The sequence below is a fragment of the Kosakonia pseudosacchari genome, assembly GCF_015167415.1.
Lineage (GTDB): Bacteria > Pseudomonadota > Gammaproteobacteria > Enterobacterales > Enterobacteriaceae > Kosakonia > Kosakonia pseudosacchari.
In genome coordinates, this window is the sequence record NZ_CP063425.1 from 2107395 (window position 1) to 2126766 (window position 19372).

General features: G+C 53.1%; 14 protein-coding genes and 1 other RNA gene. 10 read left to right on the forward strand and 5 right to left on the reverse strand.

Translation table 11 applies throughout. The annotated features are described in order from the left end of the window. The first annotated feature begins 4 nt into the window (after nucleotides 1–4). The 5 genes from IP581_RS09950 to selO all read left to right on the forward strand — a co-directional run bounded on the left by IP581_RS09950 (nucleotide 5) and on the right by selO (nucleotide 4319). Nucleotides 5–556, forward strand: coding sequence for a glutathione peroxidase (locus tag IP581_RS09950; protein WP_193822438.1), 552 nt, complete (start codon nucleotides 5–7; stop codon nucleotides 554–556). Further along, nucleotides 556–1305 carry a vitamin B12 ABC transporter ATP-binding protein BtuD gene (gene btuD / locus IP581_RS09955; RefSeq protein WP_193822439.1) on the forward strand — a complete coding sequence of 250 codons (750 nt, stop codon included), beginning with the start codon at nucleotides 556–558 and terminating at the stop codon, nucleotides 1303–1305. The genes IP581_RS09950 and btuD overlap by 1 nt, the downstream gene beginning before the upstream one ends. 78 nt (nucleotides 1306–1383) lie before the next feature. Then, nucleotides 1384–1848, forward strand: coding sequence for an NlpC/P60 family protein (locus IP581_RS09960; RefSeq protein WP_097399998.1), 465 nt, complete (start codon nucleotides 1384–1386; stop codon nucleotides 1846–1848). A 253-nt stretch (nucleotides 1849–2101) separates the two neighbouring features. Further along, entirely contained in the window at nucleotides 2102–2815 is a 714-nt protein-coding gene (locus IP581_RS09965; RefSeq protein WP_193822440.1) for an EAL domain-containing protein, read from the forward strand. 61 nt (nucleotides 2816–2876) lie between these two features. Beyond that, on the forward strand, nucleotides 2877–4319 hold the full coding sequence (gene selO, locus IP581_RS09970) for a protein adenylyltransferase SelO (protein WP_193822441.1): 1443 nt from the start codon (nucleotides 2877–2879) through the stop codon (nucleotides 4317–4319). Nucleotides 4320–4326: 7 nt separating this feature from the next. Here the strand turns inward: selO and hemP are convergent, their stop codons facing one another. From hemP to ppsR, 3 genes are all read right to left on the reverse strand, one after another. After that, nucleotides 4327–4518 carry a hemin uptake protein HemP gene (hemP, locus tag IP581_RS09975; protein WP_193822442.1) on the reverse strand — a complete coding sequence of 64 codons (192 nt, stop codon included), beginning with the start codon at nucleotides 4516–4518 and terminating at the stop codon, nucleotides 4327–4329. 142 nt (nucleotides 4519–4660) lie between these two features. After that, nucleotides 4661–5707 (reverse strand): 3-deoxy-7-phosphoheptulonate synthase AroH, encoded by a 1047-nt coding sequence (gene aroH / locus IP581_RS09980; RefSeq protein WP_193822443.1) that lies wholly within the window; start codon nucleotides 5705–5707, stop codon nucleotides 4661–4663. Nucleotides 5708–5860: 153 nt separating this feature from the next. Then, nucleotides 5861–6694 carry a posphoenolpyruvate synthetase regulatory kinase/phosphorylase PpsR gene (ppsR, locus tag IP581_RS09985; protein ID WP_086869431.1) on the reverse strand — a complete coding sequence of 278 codons (834 nt, stop codon included), beginning with the start codon at nucleotides 6692–6694 and terminating at the stop codon, nucleotides 5861–5863. A gap of 331 nt (nucleotides 6695–7025) precedes the next feature. Here ppsR and ppsA point away from each other — a divergent pair, with 331 nt between their 5' ends. The 3 genes from ppsA (at nucleotide 7026) to IP581_RS10000 (ending at nucleotide 13403) form a co-directional block, all read left to right on the forward strand. Beyond that, entirely contained in the window at nucleotides 7026–9404 is a 2379-nt protein-coding gene (ppsA, locus tag IP581_RS09990; protein ID WP_086869430.1) for a phosphoenolpyruvate synthase, read from the forward strand. 217 nt (nucleotides 9405–9621) lie between these two features. After that, complete coding sequence (locus IP581_RS09995) at nucleotides 9622–11031, forward strand: MFS transporter (RefSeq protein ID WP_086869428.1); 1410 nt, start codon at nucleotides 9622–9624, stop codon at nucleotides 11029–11031. Beyond that, nucleotides 11028–13403 carry a glycoside hydrolase family 3 N-terminal domain-containing protein gene (locus tag IP581_RS10000; protein ID WP_193822444.1) on the forward strand — a complete coding sequence of 792 codons (2376 nt, stop codon included), beginning with the start codon at nucleotides 11028–11030 and terminating at the stop codon, nucleotides 13401–13403. The genes IP581_RS09995 and IP581_RS10000 overlap by 4 nt, the downstream gene beginning before the upstream one ends. A gap of 832 nt (nucleotides 13404–14235) precedes the next feature. On the opposite strand, the gene rprA is transcribed toward IP581_RS10000, so the two are convergent. Both rprA and ydiK read right to left on the reverse strand, forming a co-directional pair. Further along, nucleotides 14236–14343: antisense sRNA RprA (rprA, locus tag IP581_RS10005), an RNA gene on the reverse strand. Nucleotides 14344–14532: 189 nt separating this feature from the next. Further along, a complete protein-coding gene (ydiK, locus tag IP581_RS10010) occupies nucleotides 14533–15639 on the reverse strand; it encodes an AI-2E family transporter YdiK (RefSeq protein ID WP_193822445.1) in 1107 nt (368 codons plus the stop codon). A 208-nt stretch (nucleotides 15640–15847) separates the two neighbouring features. Between ydiK and ydiJ the strand changes: the two genes are divergently transcribed. Together ydiJ and menI are read left to right on the forward strand one after the other, a co-directional pair. After that, a complete protein-coding gene (ydiJ, locus tag IP581_RS10015; protein ID WP_193822446.1) occupies nucleotides 15848–18904 on the forward strand; it encodes a D-2-hydroxyglutarate dehydrogenase YdiJ in 3057 nt (1018 codons plus the stop codon). Next, nucleotides 18901–19311 carry a 1,4-dihydroxy-2-naphthoyl-CoA hydrolase gene (gene menI / locus IP581_RS10020; protein WP_086869422.1) on the forward strand — a complete coding sequence of 137 codons (411 nt, stop codon included), beginning with the start codon at nucleotides 18901–18903 and terminating at the stop codon, nucleotides 19309–19311. Before ydiJ ends, menI begins: the two co-directional genes overlap by 4 nt. Nucleotides 19312–19372 lie beyond the last annotated feature (61 nt).

The window sequence follows — 19372 nt, forward strand, 5'->3', positions numbered from 1 at the left end:
CGCTATGCAACAGGATATTCTCAATACTGAAGTTAAGACTATCGATGGTGAGCAGACAACGCTTGCAGGTTACCTCGGCAAGGTATTGCTGCTGGTCAACGTCGCCTCTAAATGTGGGCTGACGCCGCAGTACGAACAACTGGAAAATATGCAGCAAGCATGGGAAAGCGAAGGCTTCACCGTGCTCGGTTTTCCCTGCAATCAGTTTCTCGGCCAGGAACCGGGTTCAGAAGAGGAGATCAAAACCTTTTGTAGCACCACGTATGGCGTAACATTTCCGCTGTTCAGCAAAATTGATGTGAATGGCGAAGCGCGTCATCCATTGTATAAAAAACTCGTTGCCGCAGCGCCGAAGGCCGTTGCACCTCAGGGAAGCGGTTTCTACGAACGTATGGAGAGCAAAGGCCGTGCGCCGAAAGCGCCGGGCGATATCCTGTGGAATTTTGAAAAATTCCTGATTGGTCGTGACGGCAAGGTGATTCAACGCTTCTCTCCGGATATGACACCGGAAGATCCGATTCTCGTTGAGGCGGTGAAACAGGCGCTGGCGAAGTAATGTCGGTGCTGTTGCAGCTTCAGGATGTGGCTGAACCCGGCAGGCTTGGGCCGATAACGGCGTCGGTCGGGCAGGGAGAAGTCCTGCATCTTGTCGGGCCGAATGGTGCGGGGAAAAGCACACTGCTGGCGCGCATGGCTGGGTTAACAGGCGGGCAGGGACGCGTACTGTTTCATGCCCGTTCGCTAACGCAGTGGCCCGCATCGCAACTGGCGCAACACCGTGCTTATCTGGCCCAGCAACAGACACCGCCGTTCGCGATGCCTGTCTGGCAGTACTTGTCTTTGCATCAGCGCGATAACGCACAAACCGCGCTGCTGGCACAGATTGCGGGCAAGCTCGGCCTCAGCGATAAGCTGGGGCGGGCAGTTAATCACCTGTCAGGTGGGGAGTGGCAACGGGTTCGCTTAGCGGCGGTGGTTTTACAAATTCACCCGACCGGTAACCCCAACGGGGAACTTTTATTGCTGGATGAGCCGATGAATAGCCTCGATGTTGCCCAACAGGCGGCACTGGATAAGCTTTTAAACGAGCTGGTGGCCGCAGGCGTTACCGTAGTGATGAGTAGCCACGATCTTAACCACACGTTGCGCCATGCGCGCCAGGCATGGCTGCTCAGCGGTGGCAAACTGTTAATGAGCGGGCGGCAGGACGAGGTGCTGACGCCATCGCATCTGGCAACGGCGTATGGTTTGGCTTTTCGCCAACTCGATGTGGAAGGTCACCGTGTGCTGATCCCCGCAACGTGACGAAAACGTGACTTGCCACGTATCTGATTCACACGGTAGATTATTCCGAGAAAAAGAAATAAAGAGGCTTGATCCAGGATGCGTATCTGGTTTTTGCTGGTAGTGGCGTTATTCCTTGCAGGATGTAGTTCTCATCGCGCGCCGCCGCCAAATCCAAGATTGTCAGATTCGATAACCGTTATTGCTGGCCTGAATGATCAGCTTAGCCAGTGGCATGGTACACCGTATCGCTACGGTGGAATGAGCCGTTCCGGTGTGGATTGTTCCGGTTTCGTTATGATGACATTCCGCGATAAGTTTTCTTTGCAATTGCCGCGCGAGACGCGGCAGCAGGCAGAAATTGGCACGAAAATCGATAAAGATGATTTGCTGCCAGGCGACCTGGTTTTCTTTAAAACCGGTTCCGGAGAAAGTGGGTTGCACGTAGGGATTTACGATACGGATAATGAGTTCATTCATGCCTCAACCAGCCGGGGAGTGATGCGTTCTTCTCTGGATAATGTCTACTGGCGTAAAAATTTCTGGCAAGCACGCCGCATCTAAAATGAGAAAGCCCGCAAGGGCTTTTTTTAAACCAGGAAATTTCCACTAAATAATCACGTTTATATTAATTAAGATCTGTGTACATTGGGATCCGGACATCCATCAATTCGTTATCAGGCTAATAAAGGTTAAGGAGAAGCCAAAAATAAAACGGGAGAAAAATGAAGTTAATCTCATTTAATACAATAGATTTGAAATATCTTCCCCTGTGTTTGACAATGCCGGATATCACCCTTAATGCGGGGCTGGCGCAATGATAGTATCGCTGGATGACACCTATCGCTCTGAGCTTCTATTACTGCCTGCGAGAAAAAGTAACGGAATGCTACAGGGACTGGAAATTATCGTTAACTTTGTGGGGCCCGACAACAATGTCCGCACGCCTACAGAGCTGGTCATTCCGCGCCTTACGCCTGAAGAAATGCTCACACTGTTCAATGAACAACTGGCACTGCTTGAAGCCTGCCAACTCTTTTTTATCCAACATCAATTAACAGCCTGGATTAATATTGCCCCCTCTTTGGTTGATGACCTGCTGACGGATGAAACGCTGGCGACAAACATTAGGAAATTTCCCTTTCTTGAATTTACGATTAATGAGAATTTTCCCGATCTAAATAAGGGAAAAGATAATCATCCATTGTCTCTATTGGCGAAACAATATTCACTGGTACTGGCTAATTTTGGTGCCGGAACCGCTTCGACAAAAGCCATTTTTGATGGCTTATTTAAGCGGGTGGTACTGGATAAAAATTTTGTACATCAGCGTCTGGTTTCACCTTCATTCGAACCATTTATGCGGGTGATTGTTTCGCAGCTTGAACCCTATTGTGATGCATTGATGATTGCAGGCATCGATGATGAACAGGCCCTCAAACGGGCATCCGCCTTTTCTTTTAGCGCTATGCAGGGGGCAATGTGGCCACCCGTCACCATCGAGCAGTTAACCGCTCTGGTTCAGCCATAGCCCTGCTTTTGTCCGGTGTTTAAACATCAAAGTTAACACTACACTAAAGGCAGGAGGAACCATGACCCTGTCTTTTACTACCCACTGGCGAGATGAATTGCCAGATTTTTATACCGCACTATCCCCAACGCCGCTGCATAACGCCCGGCTACTGTGGCGCAATGAGCCATTGGCGCATGCGCTGGATGTACCGGATGCGCTGTTTCATCCCACCTTGGGAGCAGGTATCTGGGGCGGTGAAACGCTGTTGCCCGGTATGTCGCCACTGGCGCAGGTCTATAGCGGACATCAGTTTGGTGTCTGGGCCGGACAATTAGGTGATGGCCGCGGGATTTTGCTCGGCGAGCAGCAACTCCCGGACGGCACAACCCGGGACTGGCACCTGAAAGGTGCCGGACTGACGCCCTATTCGCGCATGGGGGATGGCCGCGCAGTGTTGCGTTCAACCATTCGCGAAAGTCTGGCTTCGGAAGCGATGCATTCTCTGGGGATCCCGACCACACGCGCATTGAGCATTGTGACCAGCGATACGCCGGTGCTGCGCGAAACGCAGGAGCAGGGCGCGATGCTGATGCGTATTGCTCAAAGCCATGTGCGGTTTGGTCATTTCGAACATTTTTACTACCGACGCGACCCGCAAAAAGTCCGTCAACTGGCCGATTTTGTTATCCGTCATCACTGGCCGGAATTGCAAAACGAGAGCGATAAATATGTCGCATGGTTCCGGGATGTTGTGCGGCGCACTGCGCAGCTGATTGCGCGGTGGCAAGCGGTGGGGTTTGCGCACGGTGTAATGAATACCGATAACATGTCGATTCTTGGTTTAACCATCGACTATGGCCCGTTCGGTTTTCTTGATGATTACCAGCCCGGTTTTATCTGCAACCACTCTGATTACCAGGGTCGGTACAGCTTTGAAAACCAGCCGGCGGTGGCGCTGTGGAATCTCCAGCGCCTGGCGCAGTCGCTATCGCCGTTTATCGCTGTTGAGGGCCTGAACGCCGCGCTGGATGATTACCAGCACCAGTTACTCACCGAATATGGCCTGTTGATGCGCAGTAAGCTGGGCTTCTTCACCCGCCAGCAAGGAGATAACGATCTTCTGAATTCGCTGTTTGCCCTGATGGCGCGCGAAGGCAGTGATTATACGCGTACGTTCCGCATGCTCAGTCTGACCGAGCAGCAGAGCGCTTCGTCGCCGCTACGTGATGAGTTTATCGATCGCGGCGCATTTGATGGCTGGTTTGCACAATATCGGACGCGTTTACAGCAGGAAAATATCGATGACGCACAGCGGCAGGCGCATATGCAACGGGTTAACCCGGCAATGGTGTTGCGAAACTGGCTGGCGCAGCGTGCCATTGATGCCGCAGAGAAAGGCGACACCAGCGAGCTGGAACGGCTTCATGAGGCATTACGACAGCCGTTTATCGATCGCAGCGATGATTATGTCAGCCGTCCGCCCGACTGGGGTAAACGGCTGGAAGTCAGTTGCTCAAGTTGAAAACGGCCTATTTTGTCAGGATCAATTTTCCGGCATGCGTCTGGCGCAGAAGGCATTGCTGCCCGTTGTGCTCAATAACGACGCGCCCTTCATCCCCCAGCAGTGAACGGCTATGAATGCGGCGATCGGTTGGGGTGATGTGCGTGGGCTTTTCCTGAGGTGTGACAGGTGATGCAGGCGTGCTATCCATGTGCGACATATCCGTTTTAAGACAAACCAACAATGATAATGATTATCAATAGTATGGTGATGTGACGCAAGGGAGATTGCTTACTTAAACGCAGTTCCCCCAGGAAAAAGTAGGGGGAATGCGTGATTCTGAGGTAGTCAGCAGGAAAAAGTTAAAAACGGGTGGCAACCGCGGTTGCGAGTTTTTCCAGCAGCAGTTCGCTGTCTTCCCAGCTCAGACAGGGGTCGGTAATGGATTGCCCGTAAACCAGCGGCTGGCCACTGACAATTTTTTGCGTGCCTTCTTGCAGGAAACTTTCCGCCATCACCCCAGCGATTGCGAGCGAGCCATTACGGATTTGCGTACAAATGTCGTCACAGACATCCAGCTGGCGGCGGTGCTCCTTCTGGCAGTTGCCATGGCTGAAATCCACCACCAGATGCTCCGGCAAACCAAATTCGCGCAGCGTATCACAAGCGTTGGCGATATCTCCGGCATGGTAATTCGGTTTTTTACCGCCACGCATAATGATGTGGCCATACGGGTTGCCGCTGGTCTGATAAATGGTCATCTGCCCGCTTTTATCCGGCGAGAGGAACATATGGCTGGCGCGTGAAGCACGGATCGCGTCAACGGCGATACGTGTATTGCCATCAGTACCGTTTTTAAAGCCGACCGGGCAAGAAAGCGCCGAGGCCATTTCCCGGTGGATCTGGCTTTCCGTGGTACGCGCGCCAATGGCTCCCCAACTAATTAAATCGGCAATAAACTGGCCGGTCACCATATCAAGGAATTCGGTCGCGGTGGGCACTCCCAGCTCATTGACCTGCAACAGCAGTTTACGCGCCAGTTCAAGACCGTGATTTACGCGGTAACTGCCGTTCAGATCCGGATCGGAAATCAGCCCTTTCCAGCCCACTACGGTGCGCGGTTTTTCGAAGTAGGTGCGCATGACTATTTCCAGATGCGCGTGGTGTTTTTCACGTAATACTTGTAAACGGCTCGCGTAATCAACGGCTGCGTCAAGATCGTGAATCGAGCAGGGACCAATAATCACCAACAGGCGGCGATCTTCACCATTCAGTATTTTTTCTATCCGCCGACGGGATGCGGTCACATGCTCCGCTACCTCTGAGGTAACAGGGTAGCGCTGCGCAAGTTCAGCTGGAGTCACCAGGCTGTTAATACGCGCAGTGCGAAGTTCATCGGTTTTGTTCATCAAGAATCTCAAAAATTAGGTGCTTCAGCGGCAGGAATGCCGGAAGTGATGCGCAACACCTTAAACCAATCCCGGCTTATTTCAAGAGGGTTGCAAAGGACATCACGTTTCCGGGCAGTATCATAGCGCACTTCGCACCTGCGTACTAGCTTGTTAGTACATGCGGCGATTTAACCCCATAATATCGAGCATCTTGGTGGCAATTTCTTCTACCGAGTAGTTAGTACTATTAAGGCAGGGGATCTGATTTTTGCGGTAAAGCGCTTCCACTTCTGCGACTTCCATGCGGCACTGGCGCAACGACGCGTAGCGGCTATTTTCCCGGCGTTCTTCGCGAATGGCGGCAAGACGCTCCGGATTAATGGTCAGACCAAATAATTTATGCTGCAGGGGTTTTAACGCAGCGGGGAGAACGAGGTTATCCATATCGTCGGCAATAAAAGGATAATTTGCCGCGCGAATACCAAATTGCATCGCCAGATACAGACTGGTCGGTGTTTTCCCACAGCGCGAAACGCCCAGTAAAATCACCTGAGCCTGATCAAGATTGCGCAACGAAATACCGTCGTCGTGCGCGAGGGTGTAATCAATTGCCGCGATACGCGCATCATATTTGGTTAAATTACCTGGATTAAGCCCATGTGTGCGGTGCGCAATGGGGGTAGGATCGAGTTTTAATTCCTCCTGCAGCGGCGCAACCAGCGCCTGGACGATATCCTGACAAAATCCTTCGCTTTGCAAAATAATGGCGCGAATTTCCGGTATCACAATCGAGTAGAACACCAGGGGACGATTGCCGGTTTGCTGATAGATGGCGTCTATTTGTTCTTTGACGGCACGGGCACGGCTCTCGTTTTCGACAAACGGCAGCGTAATACTGCTGATGGCGACCGGGAATTGCGACATCACCGCATGGCCTAATACTTCAGCGGTGATAGCGGTTCCATCAGAAATATAAAAGACGTGGCGATCAACTGAACTGTCCATTTAACCCATCCTGAATGACATGCGTAATTCGCTGAAAGCATAAATTAAAATCCGCAACATGCGTATCTCCTTTTTCTCATTTTTAAAGTGAAATGGTGTTTTTATTTTTAATGAACTCTGTGGTTCATTTTTTTAGTTTCCCCTATAAAAAATAAGGAGATACAAAAATGAGAAATTACTCAAGGTGATTTATTGATGGGAATCTATCCGAAAAACCAGAAATCGTAATTGCTTACACGATTCACCGTTTTTTCAACGGAATTAATTATGCCAGGATAAAAATGTAGTTCGACGTTTTTACCCATTCATATATCACAAAAGGATTGTTTCGATGTCCAACAATGGCTCGTCTCCGCTGGTGCTTTGGTATGACCAACTCGGCATGAATGATGTAGACAGAGTTGGGGGCAAAAATGCCTCCCTTGGTGAAATGATTACTAATCTGTCCGGTATGGGGGTTTCCGTACCGAATGGGTTTGCGACCACGGCCGATGCGTTTAACCAGTTTCTGGAACAAAGCGGGCTAAATCAGCGCATTTACGAATTACTGGATAAAACCGACATCGATGATGTTTCCGAACTGGCAAAAGCGGGTGCGCAGATCCGCCAGTGGATTGTCGACACGCCGTTCCAGCCCGATCTGGAAAAAGCCGTCCACGAAGCCTACGCCAAACTCTCCGAAGATGACGCCGAAGCCTCTTTCGCGGTGCGCTCTTCTGCGACAGCGGAAGACATGCCGGATGCCTCGTTTGCCGGTCAGCAGGAAACCTTCCTCAACGTGCAAGGGTATGACGCCGTGCTGGTGGCGGTGAAGCATGTGTTTGCCTCGTTATTTAACGATCGCGCCATCTCCTATCGCGTGCATCAGGGCTACGATCACCGTGGCGTCGCGCTTTCTGCCGGTGTACAGCGCATGGTGCGGTCGGATATCGGCTCTTCTGGCGTGATGTTCACCATTGATACGGAATCCGGCTTTGATCAGGTGGTGTTTATCACCTCAGCCTGGGGACTGGGCGAAATGGTGGTGCAGGGCGCCGTGAACCCTGATGAGTTCTACGTGCATAAGCCAACGCTTGCGGCAAATCGTCCGGCCATTGTGCGTCGCACCATGGGGTCGAAGAAAATCCGCATGATCTATGCACCGACGCAAGAGCATGGCAAGCAGGTGCAAATTGAAGATGTTCCGCAGGCCGAGCGCGACCGTTTCTCCCTGACCGACGACGAAGTGCAAGCGCTGGCGAAGCAGGCGGTGCAAATCGAGAAACATTATGGCCGTCCAATGGATATTGAATGGGCGAAAGACGGCCATACCGGCAACTTGTTCATCGTTCAGGCGCGTCCGGAAACCGTACGCTCGCGTGGCCAGGTGATGGAGCGTTACACGCTGCATGCTCAGGGGCGCATTATCTCTGAAGGCCGTGCCATCGGGCATCGCATTGGCGCAGGTACGGTAAAAGTCATTCACGATATCAGTGAGATGAACCTGATCGAGCCAGGCGATGTGCTGGTGACCGACATGACCGACCCGGATTGGGAACCGATCATGAAAAAAGCGGCGGCCATTGTGACCAACCGCGGCGGTCGTACCTGCCACGCGGCGATCATTGCGCGTGAGTTAGGTATCCCGGCGGTGGTGGGTTGCGGCGATGCGACGGAACGCATTAAAACCGGCGAGAAAGTCACCGTCTCCTGCGCCGAAGGCGATACCGGTTATGTGTATGCCGATCTGCTGGATTTCAGCGTGAAAAGTTCAAGCGTGGACACCATGCCGGATCTGCCGCTGAAGATCATGATGAACGTCGGCAACCCGGATCGCGCGTTTGATTTTGCTTGCCTGCCAAACGAAGGCGTAGGGCTTGCGCGTCTGGAATTCATCATCAACCGTATGATTGGTGTGCATCCGCGCGCGCTGCTGGAGTTTGATGACCAGGACGCGAAATTACAAAACGAAATCCGCGAAATGATGAAAGGCTTCGATTCGCCGGTTGAGTTTTATGTAGGGCGTCTGACGGAAGGCATTTCGACACTGGGCGCAGCATTCTGGCCAAAACGGGTGATTGTGCGTCTGTCCGATTTTAAATCGAACGAATACGCCAATCTGGTTGGCGGTGAGCGTTACGAGCCGGAAGAAGAGAACCCAATGCTCGGCTTCCGTGGCGCGGGCCGTTATGTGGCCGACAGCTTCCGCGACTGCTTCGCGCTTGAATGCGAAGCGGTAAAACGCGTGCGTAACGATATGGGGCTGACCAACGTAGAAATCATGGTCCCGTTTGTGCGTACCGTTGAACAGGCAAAAGCGGTGGTTGATGAACTGGCGCGTCAGGGACTGAAACGCGGTGAGAACGGGCTGAAAATCATCATGATGTGCGAAATCCCGTCCAACGCCCTGCTGGCGGAGCAGTTCCTCGAGTATTTCGATGGTTTCTCTATCGGCTCGAACGACATGACTCAACTGGCGCTGGGCCTCGATCGCGACTCCGGCGTGGTCTCTGAATTGTTCGACGAACGTAACGACGCGGTGAAAGCGCTGCTTTCCATGGCGATCCGTGCGGCGAAAAAGCAGGGCAAATATGTCGGTATTTGCGGGCAGGGACCTTCGGATCACGAAGATTTTGCCGCATGGTTGATGGATGAGGGCATTGATAGTCTCTCGCTCAATCCGGACACCGTGGTGCAGACCTGGCTCAGCCTCGCCGAACTGAAAAAATAAAGGCAAAAGTAAAATCCCCGGCATAATGTCGGGGATTTTTTTATTTCAGCCGCGAACTCGGCGGCGATCACAATTACTAAAAAACGTAAAAAGCCTGGCAATTATTGCAATTGTCCCCTCGTAGGCTTCTTCCAATACTTGAGCCTGTAGTGAGCCGCGCGACGTTAATTTATCGCGCCACGTTGAAATATTTTTTGACCTCACAAGGCTGATAAAAATGACAATCTCCTCTGTCCTGAGTACAAAAGACAAAATAGGTTATGGTCTTGGCGATATGGCAAGCGCCCTCGTCTGGCAAACCGCAACGCTGTTTCTCGCTTATTTCTATACGGATGTGTTTGGCTTACCCGCCGCCATTATGGGAACCATGTTTTTGGTTGTGCGCGCGGTGGATGCTTTTGTCGATCCTTGTATCGGCGCACTGGTGGATCGCACGCAAACGCGACACGGGCGTTTTCGCCCCTGGCTGCTGTGGTTTGCAATACCGTTCGGTGTGAGTTGCATTATTACCTTTTATGTCCCGGACGCCGGGGCAACGGCAAAAATCCTCTATGCCTGCGTCACTTACGCCATCCTTAGCTTCATCTACTCGGCGATTAACGTACCTTACTGCGCGATGCCCGGTGCGCTGACGATGGATCCACACGAGCGACATTCGCTGCAGTCCTGGCGCTTTGGTTTATCGTTTATCGGCGGCCTGATCGTCACCGTTATCGCGCTGCCGCTGGTGGCGAAACTGGGCGCGGGTAACGATCAGAAAGGCTATTTCTATGCCATGAGCATGATGGGGTTGCTGGGCATTGCGCTATTTTTTGGCTGTTTTTTCCTGACGCGCGAACGTTTTACGCCGCGCAATGATAGCTCCGGTTCGCTGTTCAGCGATCTCAAATTGCTGGCGGGGAATACGCAGTGGCGCATTGTTTTTGTGTTTAATATTTTGCTGTTAACCGCAGTTGTAACGCGTGGTTCTGCCACGATGTATTACGTCAAATACGTATTACAGCGCCCGGATATGGTGTTTACTTTTATTGTTTCCGGCATGATCGCCGCTCTAAGCGGAGCGCTATTATCAGCACGGTTGTTAGGGAAATTTGACCGGGTACGCGCCTACCAGTGGACAATTATTACGTTCGTTGTTTTCGCGGCGCTGATCTTTATTATTCCACCGACACAAGTGTGGCTTATTTTTGGCCTCAATATCGTTTTCAGTTTTATTCAGAACCTGACCACGCCACTGCAATGGACCATGTTCTCTGACGTGGTGGATTACGAAGAGCACCGCAGCGGGCGTCGCCTTGACGGACTGGTATTCTCTACCGCGTTATTCGCCATTAAATTTGGCCTGGCGCTCGGCGGTGCCGTTGTGGGTTGGGTGCTGGGCGCAGTGGACTATGCGCCGAACCAGGCAGCCCAGAGTGCCACGGTGCTGACGACCATTAACGCGCTGTTTACGCTGATCCCCTGCCTGCTGTTTATCTGCATGGTACTGCTGTTGACCCGCTACAAACTGAATAGCCAGGTTGCCGACAGTATCGCGCAAGATCTGATACGTAAACGCGGTAACAGCGAAAGCGACACGACAGTGCAAACCGCCCCGGATTTCAATAACACAGGAGTGACCCGATGACTGCTATCTACCAGGACGCAAACCGTCCCGTGGCCGAACGCGTTGCGGACTTACTGGCGCGGATGACGCCGGAAGAGAAATTCGCGCAAATGCATGCTTTATGGCTGGTGCTTTCAGAAGAGGGTGAGCACCGCGAGCGCACCGATCTCAGCGATGAGTTTGCCGGTGTCAGCGCGCAGGCGGCGCTGGCGCAGCGGCTTAAGTTGGGCGTCGGGCAAATAACCCGTCCGCTGGGCACGCATATAGTGGAGGCGAAGCGCGGCGTGCGCGCGGCTAATCGGCTACAAAAAACGTTAGTGGAAGAGACGCGCTTGGGTATCCCCGCGCTGTTTCATGAAGAGTGCCTGGTTGGCTTGTTGTGCAAAGACGCGACGTTATTTCCCTCCTCGCTGAACTACGGTTCAACCTGGGATCCGCAACTTGTGCAGCGTGCCGCTCATCATATTGGGCTGGAAGCGCGATCGACCGGCTGCAAACAGGGGCTGGCTCCGGTGCTGGATGTCTCGCGTGATGTCCGCTGGGGACGCACTGAAGAGACGTTTGGCGAAGATCCCTGGCTGGTGGGAGTGATGGCTTGCGCGTATGTGAAAGGTTTGCAGGGTGAAAAGGGCGATATGCTGGCGACGCTCAAACACTATGTTGGTCACTCGTTTAGCGAAGGCGCGCGTAATCATGCCCCGGTGCACCTGGGTTTTTGCGAGCTGAACGACACCTTTTTGCTGCCGTTCGAGATGGCGGTGAAGCTGGCGAAAGCAGGATCGGTGATGCCGGCCTATCACGACATTGATAATCAGCCTGGTCACAGCGATCATTTCTTGCTCACCACCTTGCTGCGTGAACAATGGGGCTTCGAGGGCATTATTGTTGCCGATTACGGCGGCGTCAGCCTGTTACATCAACATCACGGTGTGACACACGATGCCGCAGAATCCGCAGCGCTCTCGTTTAATGCCGGGCTGGATGTTGAGTTGCCAAAAGATGACTGCGCGCGTCACCTGGCAGAGGCCGTTGAGCGCGGTCTTATTTCCATGGCAAAAGTGGATGAAATCGTCGCCCGCGTGCTGGCAGTAAAATTTCGCCTTGGTTTGTTCGAACACCCTTATACCGATGAACAGGGTATTGATTTGCAGTCCGTTGAGACGCGGCAGGTAGCGCACGAGGTCGCTACGCGCTCAATGACGCTGCTGGAAAATAACGGCATTCTGCCATTGAACGGCACGCCGAAAGTGGCGGTAATTGGCCCGACCGCTGACGATCCGCTGGCTTTGCTCAGCGGTTACAGTTTCCCGGTGCATTTGATCATTAGCGATATGCTGGAGGAGACCACGCAGGTCACCACGCCGCTTGCGGCGCTGCGCCAGGCGCTGGGAGAGGGAAACGTCCGCTATGCTAAAGGCTGCCATATTATTGAAAAACGTATGGCTGGCGCCCCCGTTTTCCCCGGGGACGCATCGGGTAAACCGATGCAGCAGTCACCGGTATCCATGGATTTGAGCCTGATCCCGCACGCGGTGAGCGTGGCGCAAGAAAGCGAGGTGATTATTGCCTGTGTGGGCGATCTTGCCGGGCTATTCCAGAGCGGGACAGTGGGGGAAGGTTCCGACACGGATAGCCTGACGCTGCCGGGTGTGCAACAGCAGTTGCTGGAGGCGTTAGTGGCAACCGGGAAACCGGTAGTGGTGGTTATGACCGGCGGGCGTCCGTATAACCTGCAAGGGCTGGAGTCGCGCGTTGCCGCATGGTTGATGGCGTGGGCACCGGGGCAGGAGGGGGGCCGGGCGATTGCTGATGTGTTGACCGGGCGAGCAGAGCCGCAGGGGCGTCTGGTGGTCAGCGTGCCGAAAAGCGCGGGTGCGATGCCCTATTATTACAACCACAAGCTGAAAAGCGGCGGTACACCGTTTGCCTTCCATTTTGGCGCACTTTACCCCTTTGGCTACGGCAAGAGCTGGACGCAGTTCGAGTATATCAACCCGGTGCTGCTCACGCCTGAGGTGGTGATCGATGGCGATATTCGCGTACAGGTACAGGTGAAAAATACCGGAGAGCGCAGCGGCAGTGAGGTGGTGCAACTGTATGTCCGGGATAAGGTAGCGTCGATGGTACGCCCGATACAGGAGCTAAAAGCGTTCCAGCGCGTGACATTGTCGCCGGGTGAAACGGCAACGCTGACGTTCACCGTACCGGTGGATATGCTCAACTTTACGCGCCGTGACGGGCAGCGCATTGTTGAACCGGGTGAGTTTGAGCTGCAAATCGGTGCCTCATCGGCAGATATTCGCGCAGCGCTCACGGTGAACGTTTACGGCGAGACCCGCGCGCTTCCCGGAGCCTGGAAAATGATGAGTTGGTGCGACGTCAGCCAGGGATAAAATCGTAGCCCATCGAATGGTGGGCTATTTTTTGTCTGTAGACCCCCCCCAGCCTGGCTGGGGGGGGCGGAAATCTTTCAGCCAGTTATTTGCACAAACAGACAACAATACACCTGCTGAAATAACAACCACGCTGCATGGCCTGCAATTACGTAAGGTATTTGTATGATCGTAAGCTATTCGTGCCTGCCCCTGGTATAGGTTTATTGTATTGAGAATTGCCCTGCATATAACCCTCTCTTATGATTTATCACTTTGTGGTTTCCTGTTCCCTCCGTGTTTTAAGAGATAATTTTATTGAGGCTTTATCTAATGGAAGAAATAGCTGAGTGCCATGATATCGATTTTATTTTTCATGGCATGAAGGGGTTTGTCTACATTGCACCCGGCGGGTGAACTACGCGTGGTTCACGCAGGATTGATAGGGCGCTACAGGGGCGGTTACGTAACGTCGTTGATCATGTGCTATCTCAGCATAACCTTATTAGCAGCGGGTACAGGTAAATACATAAGCTGATTTTTCTTGAGCGCGTTGTCGTGGTTTCAATTTATTCGATATTGCCGTTTTTATTTCGCAGATGCGGAAGGTAAATAGCTATTGCCAGTAATAGTGCTGAGGTTATTTAAATGAAACGTTGTCTATTAATGTTTCTCGTGCCGGCATGGGCGACAGCTTAATGGCTGTGTGCCTTATAACGGTCATATTCGTGCCGGTGACGGGCACGATGCATTATCTACCGATTGGTGCGGCTATTGATAATGGTGCCTACGCCGTGAGCGGCAAAGGTAGCGTGTCTGCATCCGGTAAATAAGTGTTTGCGCGCACAGCGGCGAAAAAAAAAGCCCATCGTGGGAGATGGGCAAAGACTACACACAGCAATTCGTTGTTTCACTCAGGGGATTTCCATGCTTATAAATCAAGGTGTTGATTTATAACCGTGAGCTAATAGTAGGCATGTCGTTTTTTTGCGTCGATCAGATTCGTCTCATTAGTTAAATGGACGTGAAGAATATATGGGCTAAACCGGCCATTATTTCGCTTTCAGAGGGATCCGATCGGGATTTTACGCCTGAAATGATAAGTAGTGCTTAATAATAATTAAGGCGGGCTACCCCGCCTTAATTGTTTTCAGGAGGGGGTATCTAAATCGTCGGCTTCGTTTAGCGAATTATCTGCCGTCGCCGGTTCAGGCGCTTCATTCACCCACGCGGAGAATAGCCGCCAGGAGACTGCCAGTAATACCGGGCCAATAAATAGACCAATCATGCCGAAAGCGACCAGGCCGCCAATGACTCCCGAAAGAATAAGGATCAGCGGTAAATCCGCGCCCATACGGATAAGTACCGGGCGGATAAAGTTATCCAGCGTGGCGACAACGCAACTCCACACCAGCAGTACGGTGCCCCAGGTGGAATCTCCGCTCCAGTAAAGCCAGATAATGGCCGGAACCAGCACCAGTAATGGCCCGAGCTGCACCAGACAGGTCATCAGCATAACCACGGTAAACAACGTGGCGTACGGCACGCCGGAAATGGCCAGACCAACGCCGCCAAGCACGGCCTGCACCAGCGCGGTGACTACCACGCCAAGCGCTACGGCGCGGATTGCCTGGCCTGCCAGCAGCACAGCGGCATCGCCACGTTTTCCGGCAAGACGAATGGCGAAATGGCGGATCCCTCTGGCAACTTGCTCACCGCGCCAGTAGAGCAGGGCGCTGAACAGCAACATCAGGGCGCAGTGCAGCATAAAGCGCCCGATATGCGCGGCCTGGCCGACAAACCAGGTGGTTGTCGCCCCCACGTACGGGCGTAGTTTAGCCATAATGGCGCTGCCGCCCATATCCAGCAGGCTGTGCCAGCCCGCATAGAGCTTCTCACCAACGAAAGGAATGCTGTTTAGCCAGGCTAAATCCGGCGGTGACATGGCACCGGTGCTGATGGCATGGATCACCGGGCCGCTGGAGTCCACCAGGCTATTAACCAGTAGCGCGACAGGAATAATAAACAGCAGGATTAACAGCAGCATCATGACTAACACCGCCAGCGAGCGGCGACCAAACAGCACGCGTTGCAGGCGCACCAGCAGTGGCCAGGTGGCGATCACCACCGTTCCCGCCCAGGCAAAACCGAGGATGAAGGGCTGGACGACCCACAGACAGGCGATAATCATGATTGCTAAAAACAGTACCGACAGCATGATTTGCGGTACATCCCTGGACTGACGTAGATCAACCATATGATTTACTCACCTTGTTGAGTGGCTGAAAATTCGGTGTTTCTGGAAATCACCAGTGATAATGATTAATGATTTCAGCAGTTTTGGACAGTCCGATTCTGCCTGTAATTCTCATGGGCGCATAAGAAAAAAATGTGATACAACGATGAATGCTTAAAGCAAACGATTAACACTTCACAACACTAACAGTCAGGCAGGGTCAAGCATAATGATCCCACAGATTTCCCAGGCACCGGGCGTCGTTCAACTGGTGCTGAATTTTTTGCAGGCTTTGGAGCAACAAGGTTTTACCGGTGATACCGCCACCAGCTACGCCGACAGGCTAACGATGGCGACAGACAACAGTATTTACCAGCTATTACCCGATGCCGTCGTTTTCCCTCGTTCAACGTCCGACGTTGCCTTGATCACACGCCTCGCTGCCGAGCCGCGTTTTCGCACGCTGGTCTTTACTCCGCGCGGCGGCGGTACCGGCACCAATGGTCAGGCGCTGAACCAGGGCATCATCGTTGATATGTCCCGCTATATGAATCGCATTATGGAAATCAACCCCGAAGAGGGGTGGGTGCGCGTTGAGGCGGGCGTTATCAAAGATCAGCTCAACCAGTATTTGAAACCTTATGGCTTCTTCTTCGCGCCAGAGCTGTCGACCAGCAACCGCGCGACCCTGGGGGGAATGATCAATACCGATGCCTCCGGGCAGGGTTCCCTTGTTTACGGGAAAACCTCTGACCATGTGCTGGGTGTCCGCGCTGTATTGCTGGGCGGCGATATCCTTGATACACAGGCGATGCCGGTGGCGCTGGCAGAAACGCTGGGCAATGCCAGCACCGCTATCGGGCGAATTTATAAAACGGTGCTGGAGCGTTGTCGTGATAACCGCCAGTTGATTCTGGATAGTTTCCCTAAACTGAACCGTTTTCTGACCGGCTACGATCTGCGTCATGTGTTTAATGACGAAATGACCGAATTTGATTTAACCCGCATTCTGACTGGCTCAGAAGGGACGCTGGCGTTTATTACCGAAGCGCGCCTTGATATTACGCCGCTACCAAAAGTTCGCCGTCTGGTGAACGTTAAATATGATTCGTTTGATTCCGCGCTGCGCAATGCGCCGTTTATGGTGGAAGCGCAAGCGCTCTCCGTCGAAACCGTGGATTCGAAAGTGCTCAACCTGGCGCGGGAAGATATTGTCTGGCACTCGGTGAAAGAGTTAATTACTGATGTGCCGGATAAAAACATGCTTGGCCTGAATATTGTTGAGTTTGCCGGTGACGATCAACCGCTGATTGATGCGCAAGTACAGGCGTTGTGCCAGCGCCTCGATACGTTAATGTCCAATGGTGAAGGCGGCGTGATTGGCTGGCAATTGTGCGAGGATCTGACGGGGATCGAGCGCATTTACGCCATGCGTAAAAAAGCCGTCGGGTTGTTAGGGAACGCGAAAGGCGCGGCCAAGCCGATTCCCTTCGCGGAAGATACCTGCGTACCGCCGGAACATCTGGCGGACTATATCGCTGAATTTCGTGCATTGCTTGATGGGCACGGCCTGAGCTACGGCATGTTTGGTCACGTTGACGCCGGGGTGTTGCACGTGCGGCCTGCGCTGGATATGTGCGACCCGCAGCAAGAAGTGCTGATGAAATCCATTTCCGATGATGTGGTGGCGCTAACGGCGAAATATGGCGGTTTACTGTGGGGCGAGCACGGGAAAGGTTTCCGCGCCGAATATAGCCCGGCCTTTTTTGGCGAGCAGCTTTATGGCGAGTTACGCAAAATTAAAGCGGCATTCGATCCGGAAAACCGTCTGAACCCCGGTAAAATCTGCCCACCTGAAGGCATTGATGCGCCGATGAAGAAGGTGGATGACGTTAAACGCGGCACGCTTGACCGGCAAATTCCTATCGCCGTGCGCTCCTCATGGCGTGGTGCCATGGAGTGTAACGGTAATGGCTTGTGCTTTAATTTCGATGTGAAAAGCCCGATGTGTCCGTCGATGAAAATCTCGGCGAACCGTATTCATTCACCAAAAGGACGGGCAACGCTGGTGCGCGAATGGCTGCGATTGCTGGCCGATCGCGGCATCGATCCGGTTAAGCTGGAAAAAGAGCTGCCGGAAAAGCGAGCCAGTTTACGTACATTAATTGAGCGTACGCGCAATAGCTGGCATGCGCGTCGCGGTGAGTATGATTTCTCGCATGAGGTCAAAGAGGCGATGTCCGGTTGCCTGGCCTGTAAAGCGTGCTCAACGCAGTGCCCAATCAAGATTGATGTGCCGGAGTTCCGGTCACGCTTCCTGCAGCTCTATCACAGCCGTTATCTGCGCCCGGTGCGCGATCATCTGGTTGCCACGGTGGAAAGCTATGCGCCTTTAATGGCGCGCGCGCCGAAGACCTTTAACTTCTTTATGAACCAGCCGTGGGTACGTTCCCTTTCTGAGAAGCATATCGGCATGGTGGATTTACCGTTGCTGTCGGTGCCGTCATTGCAGCGTCAGATGGTTGGGCATCGCACGGCGAACATGACGCTTGAGCAGCTTGAGCAGCTCGATGACGCACAGAAAGCGAAAACTGTGCTGGTGGTGCAGGACCCGTTCACCAGCTATTACGATGCACAAGTGGTGGCCGATTTTGTTCGACTGGTCGAACGGCTCGGCTTCGCGCCGGTGGTGCTGCCTTTCTCGCCAAACGGCAAGGCGCAACACATTAAAGGTTTCCTCAATCGCTTTGCCAAAACGGCGCGGAAAACCGCAGATTTCCTGAATCGCGTGGCACAACTGGGCATGCCAATGGTGGGTGTCGATCCGGCGCTGGTGCTCTGCTACCGCGACGAGTACAAGCTGGCGTTAGGCGATAAGCGTGGGGATTTTCATGTGCAACTGGTGCATGAATGGTTGCCTTCGGCGCTGGATAACATCGATGAGCGAGCGCTCAGCGGCGAGCCCTGGTATCTGTTCGGCCATTGTACAGAAGTGACTGCGCTACCGGGTGCTACGGGGCAATGGGCGGCGATTTTTGCGCGATTCGGCGCGGTGCTGGAAAATGTCAGCGTTGGCTGCTGCGGTATGGCCGGAACGTATGGTCATGAAGTGAAGAACCATGCCAGTTCGCTGGGCATTTATGAGCTTTCCTGGCATCAGGCAATGCAGCGTTTGCCGCGTAATCGCTGTCTGGCGACCGGCTACTCTTGTCGCAGCCAGGTGAAACGAATCGAAGGGAATGGCGTGCGCCATCCACTTCAGGCCTTACTGGAGATTTTGGGATGATCTGGAAACGTGCGGTTACGCTGGAAGCCCTGAATGCAATGGGTGATGGCAATATGGTGGGGTTGCTGGATATTCACTTTGAGCGCATCAGTGACGATGCGCTGGAGGCGAGCATGCCGGTAGATCAACGAACTCATCAGCCTTTTGGCCTGTTACACGGTGGCGCGTCGGTGGTGCTCGCTGAAACACTCGGTTCTGTTGCTGGCTATTTGTGTACGGAAGGGGAACAGAAAGTGGTGGGTCTGGAGGTTAACGCCAACCATTTGCGCTCGGTGCGCAGCGGGCGCGTGCGTGGTGTCTGTCGGGCGCTGCATACGGGCGGGCGGCATCAGGTCTGGCAAATCGATATTTATGACGAACAATCCCGCCTGTGCTGTTCATCACGGCTGACCACAGCAATCGTCTGATTATTTTCGGCGGGATAACCGCCGAAAAATCTTCATTTTTTATTCATTATTCTGCGCATTA